The sequence below is a fragment of the Leptolyngbya sp. FACHB-541 genome (genome assembly GCF_014695875.1).
Lineage (GTDB): Bacteria > Cyanobacteriota > Cyanobacteriia > Elainellales > Elainellaceae > JAAUTN01.
Genome location: NZ_JACJPC010000045.1, coordinates 1 through 21,183 on the forward strand (window position 1 = coordinate 1; position 21,183 = coordinate 21,183).

Sequence of the window (21,183 nt, forward strand, 5' to 3'; positions counted from 1 at the left end):
GCAGGTGAAAGAGAGACTTGATGCTTTAACACCAGAAGTAATCTTCTCGATTGTAGGGCGACGGTCTATTTTAGATGCCTTATCTGTAGCTGAACTTTAGAGAATTGGTATAACTAGCGCTTTTCACCACTCTTTTCACATCGGCCACGCTTTATTTCACCAAGGGTTTGTATTCAAAACAACAAACTTGAAGAGACGGTGAACTGTACTGCTCTGCCGATGACAAACTTTCGGTAAATGTGAGTACATGAAAACGTGGGTCGCGTAAGTTTACCTAAAAACCAGATTTAGCTTCTATAAGCTCGGTCTCCCTACTGAAATAGGTTCTGCATTTACCTCACTACATCTACCAACGGCGAAATTGTCTTTTGACTTTCAAAGCCAGTGCCGGCCCCTAAATGCAGAAACAAGACTGGAGTCTGGTTCATTCATCACTCACCACACGTGGCCTTACCAGGGAAATGTGACCTACCTGTCAGCTATTTGACGAACTATCGAATTTCTACTGAATTTACTGAATTTAAGGAAGACAGCAATGAAGCTTCGTGGATATCTTTTTGCAGCCGCTACAGCCGCTACAGCCGTAGCAGGACTAACAGTTCCCGCTCAAGCTGCCACTTTTGGCAACACCGGTATCACCTTTGACAAAGATACCACTGTAAACTTTTCATTCCAGGAATCTCACGGTAGATTTCGGTCAGACCTGGGTATCCAGCAAGTAGGCGCACCCGGCAGTTTCACCACCCTGTTTAGCGAAGCAAACCCTGGCTATGACAGCAGTGCGAATGATTGGGCTGGAAGCTGCGGTAACACTGTACAAAACTGCGACACCTCCTTCAAGTTTGAGGCAGGTAAGACTTATAGCTTCGTTTTGACCAGAAACTCCGGCACGAATGGCGTATCTGCTAACCGGGTTTTCTCCACCAACTCACTCAACAGCAACAACTCCAAGCAGGCTATTTTCACCGGTGACCTGTTCAGTGGCGGTGCCACCATCGCCTTTGAGGACATTGGTGGAACTGCCAATAGCGCAACTTGTGCAGCTCAAGGCAGCAATCCTAAGGCCGATTGCGACTTCAACGACTTCATCGTTACAGCCCAAGCTGAAAGTGAAACTAGCGAGTCTGTTCCCGAACCCGCAACTCTTGCTGGTCTAGGCGCAGTAGCGGCTGGCTTTGTTGCGTCTCGTCGTCGTCGCAAAACGGCTTAAGTTGCTGAATTCATTGCTCCTTGAATAACTCAATGAATGGTAGCGTGGCTAGCTGCGCTACCATTCATTGCCTCAAAAGAGATTCAGGTGAAGGGAGATTTAGGTGAAAGGACGGTTCAGGTAGCAGAGCGATCGCCCACCTAATCTCCCCAACCTCCCTATCCCTTTTCGTGCCGGCAGATCACTAGCAACAAAGCCAGCTCTGAACCACAGTTCATCAAGGTTTTGTATTGAAAGCAACAAACTTGAAGAATAGGTAAACAAAGGCACCACGCCGATGACAATCTCTCGGAGCGTGTGAGTAGATAAGAACATGGACCAGTACATTCACTTAGCCTCCAAAGTTTACGAGAAGTACTAAATAGCAGCCCATCTGATGACTCTGTATCTATCTCATCGCATCTACCTTAAATAATAGGGATTTAACTTCCGAGTTATAAAAGCGATTGTTGATACGATCAAAACACGGAGAAGCTTCGGTCTATTTTGAGACAGTCTGAGTAATGCCTATCCGCCCCATGAAGGATTACTCAACACTCACAAGTCAAAATCATCCAATCTCTCCCCATCAAGGAAAATAGCAATGAAGCTTCGTGGATATCTTTTTGCCGCAGCTACCGCCGTTACTGCCGCATGTTTAACCGTTCCTGCTCAAGCAGCAAGCTTATTCAACAACAGTAATCCGATCTCATTCAGCAAAGACACCAGAGTTGAATTCAAGTTTCATGCTTCTCATGGTGCTTACCAATCTACCCTTGCTGTGTATAACAGCAACAGACAACGGCTGCAAAATCTGTTCGTAGAAGATTTACCACGTGACCCAATTTCGGGCGGTAAAACTAATCAATACAACAACGTAGACTCTCGCGGAACTTGTGGAGTCACAGTTAATCCTGCGCCTTGCGTCACCACATACACTTTTCTGGCTAACACCTCTTACTATCTGGGTTTAAGTTCCTTAGGAATTAACACAACCGTTTTTTCAGATGATCCTGTCGGAGGTGCTACCCCTGGTGGCTTTAGATTCGTTGCGGATGTTGATTCTGTTCTTTATCCAACCAAGTATGCACCACCTACCGGTGCTAACTTTAAGTCTTTACCGCTCCAGAATGGCGAGACGGCAATCCTGATTAATGATTCCTCGCCTGTTGACCGAGATGCAAATGATTTTGTTGTTACGGCTAAGTCTGTACCAGAACCAGCAACTCTGGCTGGATTGGGTGTAGTCGCGGCTGGACTAGCAGCTTCCCGCCGCCGTAAGGCAGGGCAAACAGCTTAGTTCAACACTTGACCCAATAGCTTGAATTATTTGGGCTAGTTAAAAAATTGTGTGAGCTTCCTGATTGGAAATAGCAGAGTGTGACGAATCGCACTCCGGGGCTAGAGAGTCAAGAGATGGCTGGAAGTTCATAGTGTCTTTGACGGGAGTTGGAACCGTAGGGGTGTTCCAACTCCCATTTCTTGTAAGCATTTCTCAGAATATGGGCGCCAAGATAGATATGTTAGTATTTAAATATATGGGCTTAAGCTCTAGCAAATACTGCGAGAGTTAGCTTTAAAGGATAAGTCTTGCTGCTTATTCTAATTGCGATAGCTTCGGTTAGCTTGACATTCGATCGGGTTAACTTGTAGCTATTTGCAGAGTTATTTCAATAATTGTCCCTGAAAGCCTCCAGAACTGAGTATGCTGCTGCATAAGGTCAGGAAATGTTTGTTTTATACCCCTGAAACTGTGAGGTTTTTCTTGTGATTGCCATCTCACTGCGCCCGACCGGACGCAAGTGGGGCACAGTTAGCTTCGCCTCCACTCTTCATCTCTGTCCCGTTTTAGATCTGCTCATGACGGATGTTCCGGCTCGATGGCAAGCGGAAGTCAGACTTGGATTACAAGAAGCTCTGGTCAATGCTGCCAAGCACGGTAACAAGCTAGATCCAAATAAAACGGTTTTGGTTGAGTTTTACATTCTAGAAAACGAATACTGGTGGGTCATTTCTGATCAAGGCTCTGGGTTTTCTCCTACTTGTTCCCATACGCTTGACCGCCCTGAGGGCAAAGATATTCACCAGGTAGGTGAGTGTGGGAGAGGACTTTTTATCCTTCATCAAGTTTTTGATCAGGTTCACTGGAATCAGCAGGGCACGGAATTAAGGCTTTGTAAGCAGATTAAGAGCCGTTCCAAGCTCTCTTTAGGGCACTAGTTTTTGGATTGCTGCCAGGTTGTCAGAGCAAGCTGATGAACCTCACGCCAGGGAACGGTGTGCTTTTTTGCTAAAGCTGCACAGTCCTCGTACTCTGGCTGCACATTGGCGATCGCCCCTCCTTCCCCCCAAGCCACTTTCACCCTGATTTCTCCTAGAGTTGTCTGCACTGTCTGCATCTCTCGATGCAAAATGCTGCGCTGCTGAACAGCGTGACGAATTCCTAACGTTGTGGTTTCCCGAAAGATCACGGCTTCACACTGCTGCACCCGCTCCGGATGACAAATAACCGTGAGTAGAATGCCAGGACGCGACTTTTTCATTCCAATCGCTTGCGTAAATACGTCTACTGCACCTACTGCAAACAGAGCATCAAAGATGTAGCCGATCGCCTGTGGATTCAGGTCGTCGATTTGGGTTTCTAGCACTGCAATGGATTGTTGGGATGGGAGGGTGGAAGTGGGGGAGTGTGAGAGTGGAGCCTCCGGCGATGGGTTGGTATGGAAGGTCAGCTTGGTTTCTTCTGTAGTTCCTGGTCCCTCACCCAACCAGAGCCGCAAGATGTTGGGAATGGGCAAATCGCGAGAGCCTGCACCGAGTCCAACCCGTTGCAGCATCATGGTGGGAGGAGCACCAAACTGAACAGCAAGGGTAGTGGCGATCGCCGCTCCAGTTGGTGTTACTAGTTCTCGCTCAATACCATTGCTGTAAATCGGTACCTGACGCATTTCCCACAGCTTGAGGACGGCGGGTGCAGGTACAGGCAACCGTCCATGCGCCGCTCGAATTGTGCCACCGCCGGTTGGCAAGGGTGAACAGTAGAGTTGGTCAATTCCCAGCCAATCTAAACCGAGGCAGGTGCCTACAATATCGGCGATCGCATCCGTTGCCCCTACTTCGTGAAAATGAACCTGATCCGCTGGAATTCCGTGTACTGCGCCTTCTGCTTCTGCTAACTGACGAAATACGGCTAGACTCCAGGCTTCTGCTCTTGCAGGTAACCCTGCGGCTCGGATCATCGCCTCAATTTCTGGTAAGTGACGAGTGCCGTGAGCAGGGTTGGTTGAGTCGTGAGGGCGATCGCCATGACCATGAGCATCATGACTGTGACTGCCTCGACTATGAGTATCGTGACTATGACTGCCTGGATCGGAACTGCGTGGCGATATCATGGAAAAGCGAGTGCGATCAAACGTAGGAACGGGATCAACCCCTACTTCCAGGTTTGATTGGGTAGGAAGATTAACCGCCGCGACTAATTCGACATGCACTTTGGTTGCTCGCTGACCATTGCGCTGAACCTGTTCTGTCCAGAGGCGATATTCCTCAGATATTCCCAGTAGCTTGAGTTTGTCAATCAAATAGTTCAGTGGAACGCCTGCATCCACTAGAGCACCCAAACACATATCTCCAGCAAGACCCGTTGGGCACTCCAAATACGCTAGTTTCTTCATAGTTTAATAAGTCCGATAGACACAATTAAGAACCAGGGAAGCGTCCCTTTGGGGCTCTCCCCGGTTCTTATAAAGATAATTTTCAAGCAGTGTGGCGGTTTGCAGTTAAAAGTCCTAAGAGAAAATTATGGCAACGGTTTTTACAATCCATCCGGACACGCCTCAAATGCGTTGGATAGAGAAAATTATGGACGCTTTGCGAGACGGGGCAGTGTTGCTATACCCAACGGATACAGTCTACGCGATCGGGTGTGATCTCAATGTTAAATCGGCAGTGGAGCGGGTACGGCAGATTAAGCAACTGTCCAGCGATAAACCCTTAACCTTCCTTTGTTCTTCGCTATCTGACATTGCTAGCTATGCTTATGTGACGGATTCAGCCTACCGCACTCTCAAACGGCTGATTCCTGGACCCTACACCTTCTTGTTGCCTGCGACCAAGCTGGTTCCCCGACTGGTGATGAGCCCAAAGCGTAAGACGACAGGCATTCGTGTTCCTGATAATGCTATTTGTCAGGCGTTGCTTCAGGCTTTGGGCAACCCGATTATTTCGACTTCTGCACCGACCGCCTGTCACAAGGCTGACACCCAAATTTCCAAGGCAGAGCTGTTTGACCAGCTTGATGGGTTGGTTGACGTGATGATTGAGGACGGTGAGCCGGTTGGCTATCAGGTTTCCACGATGCTGGATTTGACCGGAAAGGAACCCATCATTACCCGAAAAGGATTGGGATGGGAAGCGGCAGCGGCATGGGCTGTAGAGGCAAGTTAAGAACCAGTTAGCCGATTGTCCTATGCAGACGCAGGATTGGAAGACTTTGTTGCCGGATAAAAATTTTCGGCAGAATTTAGTATGGAGCTGATTCTCAAAGGGTTTGATAGGAGAGCTAGCCACCTAGAAGGAGCAATTGCCCCTTCTATCGGCTCCGGCCCAGACAGCTACCCCGAAGGCTAATTCAAAGAGTGACACACGACTGTCACAGTAAACTGGCATAGCCGCATAAAGTCAAAGTGTAGTCGGTTGGGAGGGTGAAACCTAAACGCTCCCTTGCCCCCAATTCTCTACACTTGTTAACGTGCATCACCCAAGGTCAAGCCATGAATGTCGAACCTGTGAATTCTGCTGGCTCCTCTAGCCAGAATGAAAGCGATGCCCTGCACACAGGGCTGCAACCTGATGATCAGTCCATTGCTTCCGTTGAATCTGCAAACGACGAGTTTAACGCCCCCGATTCTCAAGTCCAACCCGGATCGCAAACCATCAGGCTGGTGCAACTCATACTTTCTGAACTTCAAGCAGAAATTCACACTTTATCGGCAAGCGCTGAGGCGGTCGCAACCCGCATTGCAACCGAGGTTGAGCGAATTTGTGCAAAAAGCGATCGCATTCAAACCTCGGGTCAAATTCAGTCCTGGCAAAACACCCTGGCCCGCCATCGGCTACAAAAGTGCATCGAATATTATCGGCTAGGCTCCCGGCGTGGCAGGGTCGATCTACACAGCCATTTGAGTGCGATTGTCTATCGTCATGTGGCAACCAGTCGAGCGCAGCTAGGGTTTCAGGGACGCTACAGCCTGATCGAAGACTTCTTGCAGGGCTTCTATATTGAGGTGCTAAAAGCCTTCCGGCGAGAGAACCAGCTCCCTGAGAACTATAGCCCCCGCACACGGCTAGAACTGGCGGAATACATGGCATTCACTGAACAGTACGCCAAACGTCGGATCACGCTACCAGGACATCGCAATCAGCAGTTGGTGGTACTGCGGGCCCAAGGCTTTTCTCGCCGCCAACCTCCAGAAACAGCCCTCGATATTGAAATGGCGGTTGAATCTGCTAAAGGCGAAGAGGCAGAAGCTTACAGCCGCGCCCCCGTAGTGCAGCAGGTGCGAGAGCAAATGGTTGCAGATGCAACTGATCCAGCAGAATCGGTGTTGCGCGATCGCGTAGTTACCGAGTTGGTGCAATATCTAGAATCTCAGGGACAGTCTGACTGCATCGACTATCTCACCCTGAAGCTGCAAGACCTGTCTGCTCCTGAAATTGACTCAATTTTGGGACTGTCTGCCCGCCAGCGCGACTACTTACAGCAGCGATTTAAGTATCATGTTGAAAAGTTTGCTCGCTCTCATCGCTGGCAGTTGGTACATCAGTGGCTCGGTGCAGACCTGGATCAAAATCTGGGAATGCCCCAAAAAGAATGGCGAGCTTTTGTTGAGCGGCTATCGCCCGAACAGCGCCAATTAATGCAGCTCAAAGGAATGCAGATTGGAGAGCAGCGTCCCGTTAATCCCAACACTTTGTCCCCTCGCTCTGACGAAGAGATCGCCAAAACGCTCAAATGCACTCCTAAGCAGGTCCACAAGCGCTGGGTACAGATCCTAGAATTAGCTTGGCAAACCCGCAACCACAGCAACGTAGATTAATCTACCAACGCTCTTAAAGTGCTCTTAAAGTGATGTTCCCATTACAGAACCGCAGTGCAACTTGTACCTGCAACTTAAACCAAAATCCATCAGGGTTAAATATTTCTTGTACAGGGGCAAAGCATTGTATAGGAGAGCTTAGAAAAGTTTCAAAGTAATAAAAAGCTTCATCTCAAGGCTTCGTTCCTAAAAAAACTTAAACCTGTGTTTACGTCTATTAATGAGTGGGTATTCTCTGCTTGAGAGGGCATAAAAGAGAAGAGTTTCTATGCTCTTGTCTCTACCTTAATCCTGAACTTCAGTCATGAAAGAAAATGTAGTGGCATCCTTTCTTATAGGAATAGGGATGGGGGAATTAAGCTATGTTAGAGCACCAACTTGCCGAACCGATGCCCTCGCTACAGTCAGAACAGTTGCTTCATCTGCTGATTGTTGAAGATTCACCAGCAGACCTGAATCTGGCAATCATCACGCTTGAGGAAGCAGGTCTTCAAATTACTTACGACAATGTAGACACGATCGCTGATTGCCAACAGTGTTTAGAGCAGCACACCTATGATGCGCTGCTGTCTGACTATCGGTTACCTGGTTTTGACGCGTATGTGGTTCTGGAGCTACTTCAGCAGTCGAAACAGGACATTCCCCTGATTTTGATGACCGGGACGCTGGGCGAAGAGGCCGCAGTAGAGTGCATCAAAGCAGGAATGACAGACTATGTATTGAAAGATCGGTTGTTTCGGCTACCGATGGTGCTGGAGCGATCGCTCCAGGAAGTTGCCCTGCGTCGTCAAAAGCAGGAGGCGATCGCCCAGATCCAACAGCAAGCTCAGCGAGAGCAGTTGCTTAACCAGATTAGCCAATCTCTTAATTCCAGCCTCGATCCAGACTACATTCTGCAGCAGATTGTAACTCGCACGGGAGAGTGCTTCGGCGTTGATCGGGTGACCATTTTCTCGCTTGACTCTGAATACGTAAAGGTCTTGAATGAGTGGCGAGCTAATGACCAGGTTCCTTCTGTTAAAAACTTCAAGCTTCTTTTATCGGTGCTACCTGAGAATTTAGTGCCAAACTCGGAAACATCATGGTATCGAGTGCTGCACGCACCCAGATTTTTAGAGAGTCCTCGCGCTCCAGACTATCAAGCCCAAGTGCAGGCAACGCAAACGCTCTCTGTGCTCAGAGTGCCGATCTTTATTCGCGATCAGCTCTTTGGCGGCTTGGTTCTGCAAATGACGACCGCCTACAGAACGTTCACAGAGGCCGAAATTCATCTGCTTCAGCGAATTGCCGAGCAGACGGCGATCGCTCTTTACAATGCCCAGAGCTATGAACATTTAGAGCGACTGGTTCAAGAACGCACCCAACAGCTAGAGCAAGAAAAATTGCTCTCCGACGCTGCCAATCGCGCTAAGACTGAATTTCTGGCACATATGAGTCATGAACTACGGACACCGTTAACCGGAATACTGGGTTTCTCTAGCCTGCTCTCAAAACAAGTGTTTGGGTCGCTCAACGAGAAACAATTGCAGTATGTTAACGGCATTTCTTCCTGTGGACAGCACCTACTCGAACTGATCAACGATTTGTTGGATCTGTCTAAAATTGAGGCGGGCAAAGAAGAACTCATGTTTGAGCCGGTCGTCATTCAGGAAGTCTGTGAAGCCTGCATCAGCATGATTCGAGAACTGGCAAGCGATCGCAAACTACAGCTCAGCCTGGACATCGATCCAAACTTAACGACTTGCACCGCCGATAAGCGACGACTCAAGCAAATTCTATTTAATCTACTCTCTAACGCGGTTAAGTTTACGGCTGCTGGCTCAGTTCGTCTGGAGGTTGGGCAGCGAGAAGGCTTTCTCGAATTTGCTGTAATCGATACAGGCATCGGTATTTCAGTTGCCAATCAAACGAAACTATTTCAGTCTTTCCAGCAGTTAGATGGCGGGTTGGATCGCCGCTACGAAGGAACAGGTTTAGGACTAGCTTTAGCCCGCAAACTCGCTCAGCTTCACAAGGGCGACATCCTTGTTGTTTCAGAACTGGGCAAGGGAAGCTGTTTTACCCTGCGGTTGCCCCTCGATCTCGAACCACAAGAATGCTTATAAAGTCAAGATTTCTACTCCATCAGGGGTGACAGCGACCGTATGCTCAAACTGGGCGGAGAGCTTGCCGTCTTTGGTAACTACTGTCCAGCGATCGCCCAAAATTCTGAAATCATACGTCCCCTCGTTCAGCATTGGTTCCACCGTGAACACCATTCCGGGTTTGAGCCGTAACCCACGCCCACGTTGACCAAAATGGGGAACAGAAGGCTCTGTGTGAAACTGCCTGCCTACGCCGTGACCGACAAAATCTCGAACCACTGCAAAGCCATTTGCCTCAGCGTGTGCTTGAATAGCTGCTCCGATGTCACCGATGCGTGCTCCTGGTTTGATTTCAGCAATTCCTCGCAGCATACACTCATGAGTCACCTGAACCAGCTTTTGGGCAGAGGGGGAAGGATTTCCTACAAAAAATGTTCTGGAGGTGTCACCGTGATAGCCCTCCAGGAGAGGTGTAACGTCAATATTGACGATGTCTCCTGCCTTGAGAATTTGTTGGCGACTGGGAATACCATGACAAATCACTTCGTTGACACTGGTGCAGATTGAGCCAGGAAAGGGAGGATGCCCAGGGGGAGTGTAGCCAAGCTGAGCGCTGGTTGCTCCGTGTGCTTGAGTCCACCGTTCTGCTTCACCATTTAAGGCTTGAGTGCTGATCCCTGGTTGCACCATCGGTTCAAGGTGATTCAGCAACTCAGCCGCGAGGCGACCTACCCGACGCATTTTGTCTAGCTCTTTGTCAGAAAGCAGGACGAGTCCTTTGGAGGGCTGCGATCGCATCAGCGGCAAACTTTTTTCGGCAGGCGATTGCCGCTTCAACTGTTTTTCCCAAACCTGAAGCCTATCTTCTTTCATCGCTTTAAACCTGACGAACTGCTGTCACAGCATAACACAGCAAGAAGTAGCAAGGAGCAAGCTGTGCTGTGAGAGCGTAGGCTGAGGCGTTAAGATAAGATGCAGCAAGCATCCTATCTCTCAACGCAGGCAGCATTAAAGTATGGGCGGCAAGACAGATCTAGATAGAGTGACGGCTTACGTTCCCCCCGAATGGAAGCAAGAATTAGAGGAATGGGCAGAGGCAGAAGAGCGTTCTATCTCATGGTTAGTTTCTAAGCTGATCGGCAGCGCCCTTCAAGAACGCCGCGAGAAATCGCAACCGGAAGCTGTCGGTGCTGAAACAAAATAACCAGGCTGTAGATTCACGCCAGGTACTTTGCCCAAACTTCTAGCGCTTGAGGAGAGCCATACCAAAGTCTTCCAGGACGCGGCGAGTGAAACACGCCTTCTAACACGAGGTTTTCTGCACCTTCTAGATGGGCTGCCTCGACAGGCGTGATGCCATCTCCCCAGCAGCCACCCGTGCCGCAGGTCATCTCATAACTACTGTAGGCAAACCAGTTTTGCCACTTGCGATCGCCATACAGAGCCTTTCCTGCCACGCAAACATAGCGAACAGATGGGTAAAATGCGCCCGGATAGTTGTTTTTAACAAAGTCCAGGTTTCTCAGCGTCCAACGTTCACGGCTAACCTGGGGCGTTCCTAATGTAACTAGCGTCGCTACGGTCGGGTGGGCTTGCCATAGACAAACCCGGTTCTTATCTGCTGGATGCACGCTATACGGCTTTTCGCCCAGATAAATCCGCGAGATCCAGCCGCCTGCTGAATGTCCGACCAAGTTGATGCGATCGCTGCCATACTGCTGCATTACCCGCTTTACCGTCTGGTCAAGCTGCTGCAAAATCGGAGTCACTGACCTGCCGCCCAGGGTCGGCACCCAGTCTCGCCGCTTTAAAGGAACAGTGGTAGTGGGAAAACCCAAATCTCCCAAAGCTCGCTCCATCTCCAAGTAAGCATTTGCGCCAGCTAAATATCCTGGCAAGATCACAGTCGGTAAAGACATGGAAATTAGGGGCTGTTAGGGGCTATTAGAAAGTGCAGAAACGTTTAGATTATGTCCCTGTGGGAAACTTAACGTTAAGCCAATTCAACATGAGCTGATTGACCTTGTCTGGACATTCATCGTGGGGACAGTGCCCTGCATTGGGAATTGAAGCAAATTGTACGCTACGCCCTGCATCAACTGCCTGCTTTGCCAGATCTTGATAAATTCTCGCGCCCTTAATCGGTGTCCAGGGATCTGCCTCTCCCCACAGCACTAACAGCGGAGCGTTTACCAGAGGCAACAGTTCCTCGGGTGAAGGACCTGGGGGAGCAGTCAGGATAGAGGCAAACACTTTTTGCGCGCCCGGATCGCACGAAGGTTGGTAGATCAGGTCAATTAACTCGTCTGTTACAGCTTGGCGATCGCGATACACCTGAAGCAGGGTTTGCCGCAATCGGGTCTTTTGACGAATTCGGTTAAACAAAAGTGGTCCAATTGCATCCGAGTTAACCAACTTCGTGAATGTACCCATCACAACTCTGAGCGGCAGGTTTAACTCTTGAGGACGGTGATTTAGCCCTCCAGCGCAGTTCAGCAAAACGCCACCTGCTGCGATTTCGGGATGATGAGCCATCACCATCAGACACAGCAATCCGCCAATCGAATTACCTGCAAACACGGCAGGTTGCTGTACCTGCTCAGTCCAAAAATCTTTGAGCAGTTCTTCCCATAGCTCCAGGTTGTAGTCTAGAGGCGGTTTCTCAGAGCCACCAAAGCCCAGCAAATCCAGTGCAAATACACGGTAACCTGCTGCGGCCAGAACGGGAATATTTTTGCGCCAGTGTCCGATCGCCGCCCCAAACCCGTGAATTAAGATCAAAGGTCTACCGCTACCTACAGCGGTATAACGAATCCGGTATCCTTTCCAGGTCCAATCCAGCAGCGGAAAGGGGCTGACAGGGCCAAGTTGCTGAGTCGTCACGGTAGTTTTTTAAAGATTCTTAAACTACCTTCATAATACTGCTTCCTGGCATTGCTGTTTTGTCAAGGGGAGACATAACCTCAACACCTGGATTGTCTGAGCAGATTGTCTGGGCAAGCAATCGCTACTTAATAAATGCTCGAATCCGGGTCAGCAGTTCGTCAAAGTCGATAGGTTTGCGGATGAAGTCATCCGCTCCAATCTCTAAGCCCTCAGTGGCGTTGGCTTCATCGTGAGCAGACACCAGCATAATCGGAATAGAGAGTGCCTTGTTGTGGCGGATGTGGCGTGTCACCTCATAGCCATTCATGTCTGGCATCATGATATCCAGCAGAAGCAGGTCGGGGGGTGAAGCTTCAACCTTGGCGATCGCTGCACTGCCGGTATCAGCAGTCTCAACGCCGTACCCTTCTGCCTCTAAAAACATTTGCAGTAAGAGCAAATTGTCTTCAACATCATCCACTACTAAAATTTGATAGCCTGAGGAACGCATCACATCAAACAACCTTTTTGTTGATCACACCGAAGAACAGCTTTAGCTGCAACTGCCTTAACTCATCGCTTTCAATAAATTTGACGAACAATGAACCTGGCAGTCACAGCGTCCTCCCAAATGGAGGCACACTTAGATGCACTGAAATACCCTTATTTCAGGTATAAATTTTCTGGGACCCCGCATAGTATTACTTGGGAGTGATTTCTAGTTCTTCTTTAGAAAGCCTTTAGATTTGGTCTCGTAGAAATTCCTTTTATGAAGTTATGAAGGAAACTTTTACGAAAAGACCCCTGTAGTTTAGTAACGCCTATTAGGGTTTGGTTTTTCTTACAATGAGTGCGATCGCAGAACGCCTTGCTCAAATTCGGCAAACGCTTCCCCCTTCTACCCGTTTGATTGCCGTGACCAAGCAGGTTTCCGTTGAGGCAATGCGAGATGCTTATGCTGCTGGAGTGCGGGACTTTGGTGAAAGTCGTATTCAAGAAGCCACCCAGAAGCAAGACCAACTTCAAGATTTGACTGATATCAGATGGCACTTGATTGGGCACCTCCAAACCAACAAAGCGGCAAAGGCACTGGAGCTATTTCAATGGATTCATTCGCTTGATAGCCTCAAGCTTGCCCAGAGGTTAGACCAACTTGCTGCAAACTTACCCCAAAAACCGAATCTTTGCCTTCAGGTAAAAATCTTGCCAGACCCAAACAAGTATGGCTGGACTATTTCTGAATTATTGGATGATTTGCCGCAGCTGGACCAATATTCTCACTTGAATATTGTCGGATTGATGGCAATTCCCCCCTATGGGTTAGACCCCCATCAAACCCTTTCTGTGTTCACTCAAACACACGACTTAGCTGAGAAGATTCGTCAGCAAAGTTGGCACAATATCCAAATGCAAGAGCTATCGATCGGGATGTCAGGAGACTATCCCTTAGCAGTACAAGCAGGAGCGACGATGATTCGTCTGGGACGAATCTTGTTTGGGGAACGAGCATGAGGCGATCGCCCTTTCTCAACCCCTAGTATTGAACTCAGCATTGGCTGTCGAAACCAAAGGCTACTATAAACCTGAGAACGCGGTTCAATATTTTAGACTGGCTTTAGCCTGTAGGAATCGAATCGCTGAATCCAATGCTAGAAGGTTCTTAACAGGCACCATTGCTGGCTCACAGGCATTACCGAATCACCTCAATTGTGTAGTGCAATACCTAAACCCGTGGTTCTATAAATCAGCACTACTTATCAGTGGTTAGGCAGCAAAACAAAATACGTTTTTGCAGCTTAATCTTTAAGCCAGGAGGTATTGTAAGATTGCAACCGTTCAGTCACCAGTCAGCATTTCTAAATTTGCTCAATTTCAAATGAATTGGTTAAAATTCTCTAGCAAATGAATGAAGGGTTTGAGGCTGGATTTCGGATTTCCCGAAAGTCAATGCAATTAAAGTATTGGATTCAAGAAATTGATGTATACTGATGACTCAAATCTACAGCACTAAAACAGGGTGATTGTGATTCCATTCTAGGGGTGAAGATCGTTAATTTCTTGTTTGATCCTGCCCCAAGACCTGAGACCTGAGGCGATTCTTCAAAAATCTGGACTTTTTCTATATTTGCCACTTGGCCAAAGGCTCTTCTCTTTGAATAAACCCTAGTAGTCGTTATGGAGCGCGAACAGTGAACAATATTTTCACAAAGCTACGAGATTTTGTTGGGCTAAACGACCCAGTCGATTATGAATATGAGTATGACGAAATGGATGGTGAAGAGTACCAGAATCTCTACCAAGAAGAGAACGCTCACCCTGTTCAAGAAGAAGAACCTCGCCGCCGTCGTCTAAGAGAGCGGGCTATGCTTTCTACTGAACCCGGAGCCACACCAACCATGAGCAATGTAATCGGAATGCCTGGTGCTGTAAATGGCATGTCTGAGGTAGTTGTGATGGAGCCACGCACCTTTGAAGAAATGCCCCAAGCGATTCGGGCACTGCGTGAGCGCAAGTCTGTTGTGCTGAACTTGACCATCATGGACCCAGATCAAGCACAGCGTGCTGTAGATTTTGTGGCAGGCGGCACCTATGCAATTGACGGTCATCAAGAAAGAATTGGTGAAAGCATCTTTTTGTTCACACCTAACTGCGTTCAAGTCAGCACTCAACTGGGCGTTCCAAACGACATCCCAATTCACCAGCCTCAACCTAGAACTGCTCGCCCAACCACTCCTGCACCTGCATGGACTGGCAGCGATCAGGCTCGCATGGCTTAAAACGCAAGGGTTGTTGAAAGTCAGAATCCATCCGTTGGAGGCAAGCGGTGGTTGAGCTAACTGCGGGTTGGTGAACTAAAGGTGAACTGGTTTAAGGATTGTTCCTGCGATCGCACTTCAAAGGTTTCACCAGCCCGAATGTTTGGTTGTTTGAAACTGCTTTATTTTTTCTTCGGTAATTTGTTAAACATCAGGAGAATGTCGTCCAGGTGTCTGTAAAGCTTGGCATTATTGGCGGCGGCGTAATGGGAGAAGCTCTGCTCTCTCGCCTGGTTCAGCAGCAAGTTTATTCACCTGACCAAATTCTAGTCAGCGATCCTCAGCGATCGCGTCAAGATTTTTTGTCAAAAGAATATGGGGTTGGCGTTACGGCAGATAACCAGGCTGTTGTGTCAGACGCACAAACGTTGCTACTCGCAATTAAGCCTCAACTCTTCAAAACGGTTACTGCCACTCTAAAGCCTACTCTCAGGGAGCAGGTCGTAATCTCGATTCTGGCAGGTACACCACTCAGTCAATTAGAAGCGGTGTTTCCAGGTCAGCCCGTGATTCGAGCCATGCCCAACACGCCAGCACGAGTGGGAGCAGGTATGACGGCGATCGCTCCCGGACAACACACTCAACCTTCTCATCTAGAGCTAGCGCAGCAAATTTTTCGGGCGGTAGGTGAAGTCGTTGAGGTGTCAGAAGTTCAGATGGACGCAGTCACCGGATTGTCGGGGTCTGGACCAGGCTACGTGGCAGTGATGATTGAGGCATTGACCGATGGCGGCGTGGCGGCAGGGTTGCCGAGGGCGATCGCTGCTCAACTAGCACTACAAACTGTGCGCGGCACCGCCGAACTGCTGCAATCTACAGGAATGCACCCCGCCGAACTGAAAGATGGAGTTACCAGCCCTGGTGGTACAACAATTACCGGAATTGCTCACCTGGAAAAAGCAGGCTTTCGCTCAGCCCTGATCGAAGCAGTGGTTGCAGCTTATCGGCGATCGCAGGCGTTAGGAGGCTGACACTCCAATGGACATTCCCATCTGATTGTTCAGATTGTGATTGCCATTCTTTGTGCCGGAATTGCTACCATCCTGATTCCGCGCCGCATTCCGGGCAAGCTAATCGGCATGATTGTGATCGGGCTAACTGGAGTTTGGCTAGGCGAATGGGGAACTGGGCTGTTGCGACAGCGCTATGCCATTAACTACAGCTTCCTAAACTGGAGCATTGAAGGGGTTCCCATCGTTCCCGCTATCATCGGCTCAGCCGTCATTCTCTATCTGGTAACCAGCTTTCTCAAATGGGGAAGATATTACAAATGAGAATTGGGGATCAGAGAACGGACTTTTCCCCAACCCCCAAAAGTTTTCCACAGAACGATCTAGTTTTCCACAGCTTTTCGTAGGTTTTCCACAAAAAACTTTGGAAAACTGTGACGATGTACACATCCCAAGGTAGACAGCACTATTCCCACTCGATTGTGCCGGGCGGCTTGGACGTGATGTCGTACACAACACGGTTAACGCCCCTAACTTCATTCACAATCCGCGTAGAAATGGTTTCCAGCAGATCGTAAGGAACTCGTGACCAGTCAGCGGTCATGCCATCTTCGCTAGAGACAAATCGCAACACGATTGGATAAGCGTAGGTGCGCTGATCGCCCATCACACCAACACTGCGGATAGGGAGTAAAACTGCAAACGCCTGCCAATAATCATGATATACACCCTGTCGGTTGATTTCTTGCCGCACGATATAGTCTGCGTCTCGCAAGATATCTAACTTTTCTGCTGTGACTTCACCCAAGATCCGAATTGCCAAGCCTGGACCAGGAAATGGATGTCGTCTTACGATTTCTTCGGGCAAACCAATCGATCGCCCTAGCTTGCGAACTTCGTCTTTAAACAGCTTTCGCAATGGCTCTACTAGCTTAAAGCGTAAATCCTTAGGTAACCCGCCAACGTTGTGATGACTTTTGATTTTGACCGCAACTCGCTCTCCAGTTTGGGGATCAATGTTGGTGTCGGCTGACTCGATCACATCTGGGTAAAGCGTTCCTTGAGCCAAATAGTCAAATGGTCCGAGACGCTTGGATTCTTCTTCAAATACTTGGATAAACTCATGCCCGATCCGCTTTCGTTTTTCTTCGGGATCGTCGATTCCTTCAATTTTTTGGAGGAAGCGTTCACGAGCATTGACGTACTCGACCGGAATGTGAAACTGCTCCTGGAACAGCTTGACTAGCCGCTCTGGCTCATACTTTCGCATGAAGCCCTGGTCGATAAATACGCAGCTTAGCTGATCGCCAATTGCTCTGTGCAGTAAGAAAGCTAGGGTAGAAGAATCTACACCACCTGATAGGGCCAGCAGCACCCTTTTGTCACCGACTCTAGCGCGAATTTCCCGAATTGACTCTTCGACAAATGCGTCAGTTGTCCAAGTTGGTTCACACTCGCAGACGTGATAGACAAAGTTGCGGATCAGCGCTAACCCACCTATCGAGTGCACAACTTCAGGGTGAAACTGAACGCCATACAGCTTGTGATCGTGGTGGGCGATCGCCGCGCAGGAGGTGTTCTCGGTATGGGCCAATAGCTCGAACCCTTCAGGCAATCGAGTCACCGAGTCACCGTGACTCATCCACATTGTGGTGCCATCTTCTACATTGGTCAGCAAATCCGTTGGGTCATCAATGTGGAGCGAGGCTTTACCATATTCTCCTCTTTCAGCCCGCTCTACATCGCCGCCAAGTTGCTGCACCATCAGCTGCATTCCATAGCACACGCCCAAAATAGGAATGCCTAAGCCCCAGATACCGGGGTCACAATGAGGCGCACCTGCGTCATACACCGAGTTAGGACCACCGGAGAGAATGATGCCTTTGGGGTTAAGCTGCTGAAGCTGCTCAGGCGTAGTGCGGTAGGACAGCACCTCTGAGTAGACTTGAGTCTCACGGATGCGTCGGGCAATCAGTTCAGAATACTGAGAGCCAAAATCCAGAATCACAATCATCTGGCGATCGAGCCGTTCTACGGATGGCGTATACGGCGGTTGTTCAGTTTGTAGAGTCACCGATGAGTCCTGATGAAAGTCAGTAGTGGACAAAGATAACGGAACTTATAAGAAACGACTTTGTGAAACGAAGGGAACTTATAAAGCTTGTGTAGGAAATTCGATATTCTGATTAGCTTAACAAACCTGAGTGAGGAATGTGGAGCCAATTTTGCTTTGAACGACAATTTGGCGATCGCGATCAAACAAAATAGAGCCAACTTGGACTCGGCGATCGCTATGAGCATGAATGTAGGTGTGCGATCGCTGGTCAATTTGCTGGGCGATCGCCCCATAAATTTGCTCAACCCAGCAACTCCCGGTGGTCGAGTCGAGGTGGCGGAGGTGCTGAAGTGCTGCCTCTGCGGTCGGGCTTTTAAAAACAAGCTGTACGTCTGCGGTCGGCAATCCCTGATTGGCAGCATGAGCCGCAAAGATTTCCTGTCGTCCGTCGGCGACATGATGGTGGGTGTGAAAAATGCCTCCTGCAAGCTTAATCAGCTTGCCGTGATAGCCAAATAGCAGAATCTTTTGAATTCCTTGCAGTCCGGCTTCGACCAGCATCGGACCAAGCCAGTTTGCAGTTTTGAGCAGGCGATCGCCCTTCACACCCATTTGCTTCGCCAAATCCAGCCCATTCTCGCCCACACAAAACACCAGACAGTCATATTCTGCTCGTTGTCGCAACGTTTCTCGGTAAACAGCAAGCTGATCTGGCGCACTGAGTGGTTGGGAAATTCCCGAAGTTCCCAGCAAGGAAAGCCCTTCGACTACGCCAAAAGCTGCGTTAGAGGTGCGTTCAGCCAGTGCCCGACCTTCTGGCAAAATGATTGTCACTCGAATCTTTTCTCCTGGCTCCAGTTCCCGGCTCAAGTTCTCGTGTAGCAGCCGACGAGCATAGGCATAAATTGCGGGCTTGTCGTTCTGATCATGCCGTCCAATCCCCTCACCTCCTTGAAGGGCGATCGCCTCCGTCTGTTCTGGCAATCCAAACTCCACGAGTGCCCAAATGGGAGTATCGCGAGTCAAATCCAGATTGTCTCCCGGATCGCTGTAAGCAATCGCTAATGCAGCATCGGCACGAAGGCTAGCACTTTGCTCGATTGGAATCTCAACCGTTTCTGAGAGCTCCACCAGATCGACCAATACCGATGAAATGGGGGAAGTAACTTGATGAATGCGCCGCAGTGCAGCGATCGCAGCAGCACAAGCAAACACAGGCAGCGTATATCCTGAGCGTGCTTTAGAGTGAGCGAGAGGGTCACGGGTCATTATGAAAACGGTATCAGACCGCTATAGTTATACAAACATCTCAGCCTAACCTCATATACAGCCTTGATGCTTTCTGTACGATGGAAGAAGGGCAGTTATCACAAGTGTGTCGGAGTGAGAAGTTGAACCAGGTCGATTATCTTCGCATTAGTCTGATTGACCGCTGCAACTTTCAGTGTCAGTACTGTATGCCTGAAGGCTCAGAACTGGAATATGTTCGACGACAGGACATTTTAAGTCAGGATGAGTTGCTGACGCTGCTACGCGAAGTATTCATCCCCAATGGGTTTACTCGCTTTCGGTTGACCGGAGGGGAGCCGCTGCTGCGTCCGGGTGTGGTGGAATTGGTGCGGGCGATCGCCGCTCTACCTCAAACCCAGGATCTCTCTATGACCACTAATGCATTTTTGCTTGCAGGACTCGCTCAAGACTTACACGACGCTGGGCTGCGCCGCATTAACATCAGCCTCGACTCGCTAGAGCCAGAAACTTTTGATCGGATTGTGGGCAATCGAGGGCGATCGCGCTGGCAACAGGTCTGGCAGGGCATTCAGGTTGCCCATCACGTTGGGTTTGACCCGCTGAAGCTGAATGTAGTGGTTATTCCAGGAGTGAACGACCACGAAGTGCCAAATCTTGCAGCGCTTAGCATCGAGCGAGAATGGCATGTCCGATTCATTGAATTCATGCCCATTGGTAATGCTGGCTTATTCCAAGACAAAGGCTGGGTTGCCTCAGAAACACTGCGACAGCAAATTCGCGATCGCTGGGGGTTAGTTGAAGCTACGGTTTGCGGCAATGGTCCCGCCGATGTCTTTAAAATTCCTGGCGCAAAAGGTACTTTAGGCTTCATCAGCCAGATGTCCGAGTGTTTTTGCGATCGCTGCAACCGCATGAGACTGTCAGCAGACGGGTGGCTTCGTCCCTGCCTGCTCAATGAAATCGGTCAGCTTGATTTGAAAACGGCTCTGCGGTCAGGCATTCCGCTCTCTGAAATTCGGTTACAGGTGCACCAACTGCTGTCCGCCAAACCTGAAATCAACTACAAGCAGAGAGAATCCGGCACCGTTGGAGCTTATGCCCGTACGATGTCTCAGATAGGGGGCTAAGCACACCCATGATTCAGCAGGTCGCAATATGGAATTGCACCCCCAAAAGTTGAAACTAAAAAATGGGGCATGAGATTGAAAACCATCATGCCCCATTTTTATATTCTAAGTAGCCAGCACATTCTAAATAAGCAACATTAAGCCTGTCTGGAATAGTACTCAACCACAAGCAGTTCATTGATTTGTAGAGCGACCCACTCCCGCTCAACCACATTGTTGACCTTGCCAACAAATTTGTTCTTGTCAAACTCTAAATGGCTGGGGAGGTGAGCCAAGCCAGGAAACTGGAGATTTTGCTCTACCAATTTACGAGAGCGATCGCGATCTCTTACCCCAACCACGTCTCCAGGTCTGCACTGATAGCTAGCAATGTCTACAACCCGTCCATTCACTGTGACGTGCCCGTGGTTGACCAGCTGTCGTGCACCAGGAATGGTAGGAGCCATACCCATCCGAAAAACAGTATTGTCCAAACGCATCTCAAGCAGTTGCAGGAGCGTCTGCCCAGTAGAACCAGATGCTCGTCTTGCCTTACGCACATAGCGAAGAAGCTGACGCTCAGTCAAACCGTAGTTAAACCGCAGCTTTTGCTTCTCCTCCAGACGAACTGCATACTCCGAGCGCTTTTTCCGCGCCTGTCCGTGTTGCCCCGGTGGATATGCCCGTCTAGGACTTTTGCGTGACAGACCTGGTAATTCTCCCAGGCGGCGTACAACTCTGAGGCGCGGACCTCGATATCGCGACATT

Annotated in this window: 19 protein-coding genes and 1 pseudogene; 12 read left to right on the plus strand and 8 right to left on the minus strand. The window is 49.2% G+C overall.

Annotated features, from left to right (window positions below):
• Window positions 1–535: 535 nt before the first annotated feature.
• The 3 genes and pseudogenes from H6G00_RS08240 to H6G00_RS08250 all read left to right on the plus strand — a co-directional run bounded on the left by H6G00_RS08240 (window position 536) and on the right by H6G00_RS08250 (window position 3,409).
• On the plus strand, window positions 536–1,210 hold the full coding sequence (locus H6G00_RS08240; protein ID WP_190643968.1) for a PEP-CTERM sorting domain-containing protein: 675 nt from the start codon (window positions 536–538) through the stop codon (window positions 1,208–1,210).
• A gap of 1,183 nt (window positions 1,211–2,393) precedes the next feature.
• A pseudogene (locus tag H6G00_RS36580) lies at window positions 2,394–2,489 on the plus strand (PEP-CTERM sorting domain-containing protein); the annotation flags it as partial.
• Window positions 2,490–2,956: 467 nt separating this feature from the next.
• Window positions 2,957–3,409, plus strand: coding sequence for an ATP-binding protein (locus H6G00_RS08250; protein ID WP_190643970.1), 453 nt, complete (start codon window positions 2,957–2,959; stop codon window positions 3,407–3,409).
• Here the strand turns inward: H6G00_RS08250 and larC are convergent.
• The gene (larC, locus tag H6G00_RS08255) at window positions 3,406–4,863 is read right to left on the minus strand and encodes a nickel pincer cofactor biosynthesis protein LarC (protein ID WP_190796386.1); all 1,458 of its coding nucleotides are present in this window, start codon (window positions 4,861–4,863) and stop codon (window positions 3,406–3,408) included. The two genes, H6G00_RS08250 and larC, sit on opposite strands and share 4 nt — an antisense overlap.
• A gap of 127 nt (window positions 4,864–4,990) precedes the next feature.
• Between larC and H6G00_RS08260 the strand changes: the two genes are divergently transcribed.
• The 3 genes from H6G00_RS08260 (at window position 4,991) to H6G00_RS08270 (ending at window position 9,392) form a co-directional block, all read left to right on the plus strand.
• A complete protein-coding gene (locus H6G00_RS08260; RefSeq protein ID WP_190643972.1) occupies window positions 4,991–5,635 on the plus strand; it encodes an L-threonylcarbamoyladenylate synthase in 645 nt (214 codons plus the stop codon).
• A 326-nt stretch (window positions 5,636–5,961) separates the two neighbouring features.
• A complete protein-coding gene (locus H6G00_RS08265) occupies window positions 5,962–7,287 on the plus strand; it encodes a HetZ-related protein (protein ID WP_190796387.1) in 1,326 nt (441 codons plus the stop codon).
• 362 nt (window positions 7,288–7,649) lie between these two features.
• Window positions 7,650–9,392, plus strand: coding sequence for an ATP-binding protein (locus H6G00_RS08270; protein ID WP_190796388.1), 1,743 nt, complete (start codon window positions 7,650–7,652; stop codon window positions 9,390–9,392).
• On the opposite strand, the gene map is transcribed toward H6G00_RS08270, so the two are convergent.
• On the minus strand, window positions 9,387–10,169 hold the full coding sequence (map, locus tag H6G00_RS08275) for a type I methionyl aminopeptidase (RefSeq protein WP_190796399.1): 783 nt from the start codon (window positions 10,167–10,169) through the stop codon (window positions 9,387–9,389). The two genes, H6G00_RS08270 and map, sit on opposite strands and share 6 nt — an antisense overlap.
• Before the next feature lie 217 nt (window positions 10,170–10,386).
• On the opposite strand from map, the gene H6G00_RS08280 reads away from it, so the two are divergent.
• Window positions 10,387–10,575, plus strand: a complete 189-nt coding sequence (locus H6G00_RS08280) for a CopG family transcriptional regulator (protein ID WP_190796389.1) — start codon at window positions 10,387–10,389, stop codon at window positions 10,573–10,575.
• A 13-nt stretch (window positions 10,576–10,588) separates the two neighbouring features.
• Here H6G00_RS08280 and H6G00_RS08285 read toward each other — a convergent pair whose 3' ends face one another.
• From H6G00_RS08285 to H6G00_RS08295, 3 genes are all read right to left on the minus strand, one after another.
• Window positions 10,589–11,290, minus strand: coding sequence for a lipase (locus H6G00_RS08285; protein WP_190796390.1), 702 nt, complete (start codon window positions 11,288–11,290; stop codon window positions 10,589–10,591).
• 49 nt (window positions 11,291–11,339) lie between these two features.
• Complete coding sequence (locus H6G00_RS08290; RefSeq protein WP_190796391.1) at window positions 11,340–12,254, minus strand: alpha/beta fold hydrolase; 915 nt, start codon at window positions 12,252–12,254, stop codon at window positions 11,340–11,342.
• Between the two features lie 124 nt (window positions 12,255–12,378).
• On the minus strand, window positions 12,379–12,747 hold the full coding sequence (locus H6G00_RS08295; RefSeq protein ID WP_190796400.1) for a response regulator: 369 nt from the start codon (window positions 12,745–12,747) through the stop codon (window positions 12,379–12,381).
• A gap of 335 nt (window positions 12,748–13,082) precedes the next feature.
• Here H6G00_RS08295 and H6G00_RS08300 point away from each other — a divergent pair, with 335 nt between their 5' ends.
• The 4 genes from H6G00_RS08300 (at window position 13,083) to H6G00_RS08315 (ending at window position 16,326) form a co-directional block, all read left to right on the plus strand.
• Window positions 13,083–13,748: a YggS family pyridoxal phosphate-dependent enzyme gene (locus H6G00_RS08300; RefSeq protein ID WP_190644128.1), complete on the plus strand. Its 666-nt coding sequence runs from the start codon at window positions 13,083–13,085 to the stop codon at window positions 13,746–13,748.
• Window positions 13,749–14,425: 677 nt separating this feature from the next.
• A complete protein-coding gene (locus H6G00_RS08305) occupies window positions 14,426–15,013 on the plus strand; it encodes a cell division protein SepF (RefSeq protein ID WP_190643978.1) in 588 nt (195 codons plus the stop codon).
• Window positions 15,014–15,222: 209 nt separating this feature from the next.
• The gene (gene proC, locus H6G00_RS08310; RefSeq protein ID WP_190796392.1) at window positions 15,223–16,023 is read left to right on the plus strand and encodes a pyrroline-5-carboxylate reductase; all 801 of its coding nucleotides are present in this window, start codon (window positions 15,223–15,225) and stop codon (window positions 16,021–16,023) included.
• Between the two features lie 36 nt (window positions 16,024–16,059).
• On the plus strand, window positions 16,060–16,326 hold the full coding sequence (locus H6G00_RS08315; RefSeq protein WP_347278161.1) for a hypothetical protein: 267 nt from the start codon (window positions 16,060–16,062) through the stop codon (window positions 16,324–16,326).
• A 142-nt stretch (window positions 16,327–16,468) separates the two neighbouring features.
• Here H6G00_RS08315 and guaA read toward each other — a convergent pair whose 3' ends face one another.
• Both guaA and cbiD read right to left on the minus strand, forming a co-directional pair.
• Entirely contained in the window at window positions 16,469–18,076 is a 1,608-nt protein-coding gene (gene guaA / locus H6G00_RS08320; protein ID WP_190796393.1) for a glutamine-hydrolyzing GMP synthase, read from the minus strand.
• A gap of 117 nt (window positions 18,077–18,193) precedes the next feature.
• Complete coding sequence (cbiD, locus tag H6G00_RS08325; RefSeq protein WP_190796394.1) at window positions 18,194–19,327, minus strand: cobalt-precorrin-5B (C(1))-methyltransferase CbiD; 1,134 nt, start codon at window positions 19,325–19,327, stop codon at window positions 18,194–18,196.
• A 122-nt stretch (window positions 19,328–19,449) separates the two neighbouring features.
• On the opposite strand from cbiD, the gene moaA reads away from it, so the two are divergent.
• On the plus strand, window positions 19,450–20,436 hold the full coding sequence (gene moaA, locus H6G00_RS08330; protein WP_190796395.1) for a GTP 3',8-cyclase MoaA: 987 nt from the start codon (window positions 19,450–19,452) through the stop codon (window positions 20,434–20,436).
• A 137-nt stretch (window positions 20,437–20,573) separates the two neighbouring features.
• On the opposite strand, the gene rpsD is transcribed toward moaA, so the two are convergent.
• Window positions 20,574–21,182, minus strand: a complete 609-nt coding sequence (rpsD, locus tag H6G00_RS08335) for a 30S ribosomal protein S4 (RefSeq protein WP_190684338.1) — start codon at window positions 21,180–21,182, stop codon at window positions 20,574–20,576.
• Between the last annotated feature and the right edge of the window lies 1 nt (window position 21,183).

Bases quoted from the DNA above. Each gene is read 5' to 3' on its own strand.
- map (WP_190796399.1), bottom strand. From the start codon at position 10,169: ATGCGATCGCAGCCCTCCAAAGGACTCGTCCTGCTTTCTGACAAAGAG.
- H6G00_RS08295 (WP_190796400.1), bottom strand. From the start codon at position 12,747: ATGCGTTCCTCAGGCTATCAAATTTTAGTAGTGGATGATGTTGAAGAC.
- H6G00_RS08300 (WP_190644128.1), top strand. From the start codon at position 13,083: ATGAGTGCGATCGCAGAACGCCTTGCTCAAATTCGGCAAACGCTTCCC.
- H6G00_RS08270 (WP_190796388.1), top strand. From the start codon at position 7,650: ATGTTAGAGCACCAACTTGCCGAACCGATGCCCTCGCTACAGTCAGAA.
- H6G00_RS08265 (WP_190796387.1), top strand. From the start codon at position 5,962: ATGAATGTCGAACCTGTGAATTCTGCTGGCTCCTCTAGCCAGAATGAA.
- H6G00_RS08280 (WP_190796389.1), top strand. From the start codon at position 10,387: ATGGGCGGCAAGACAGATCTAGATAGAGTGACGGCTTACGTTCCCCCC.
- cbiD (WP_190796394.1), bottom strand. From the start codon at position 19,327: ATGACCCGTGACCCTCTCGCTCACTCTAAAGCACGCTCAGGATATACG.
- H6G00_RS08285 (WP_190796390.1), bottom strand. From the start codon at position 11,290: ATGTCTTTACCGACTGTGATCTTGCCAGGATATTTAGCTGGCGCAAAT.
- H6G00_RS08240 (WP_190643968.1), top strand. From the start codon at position 536: ATGAAGCTTCGTGGATATCTTTTTGCAGCCGCTACAGCCGCTACAGCC.
- rpsD (WP_190684338.1), bottom strand. From the start codon at position 21,182: ATGTCGCGATATCGAGGTCCGCGCCTCAGAGTTGTACGCCGCCTGGGA.
- H6G00_RS08260 (WP_190643972.1), top strand. From the start codon at position 4,991: ATGGCAACGGTTTTTACAATCCATCCGGACACGCCTCAAATGCGTTGG.
- larC (WP_190796386.1), bottom strand. From the start codon at position 4,863: ATGAAGAAACTAGCGTATTTGGAGTGCCCAACGGGTCTTGCTGGAGAT.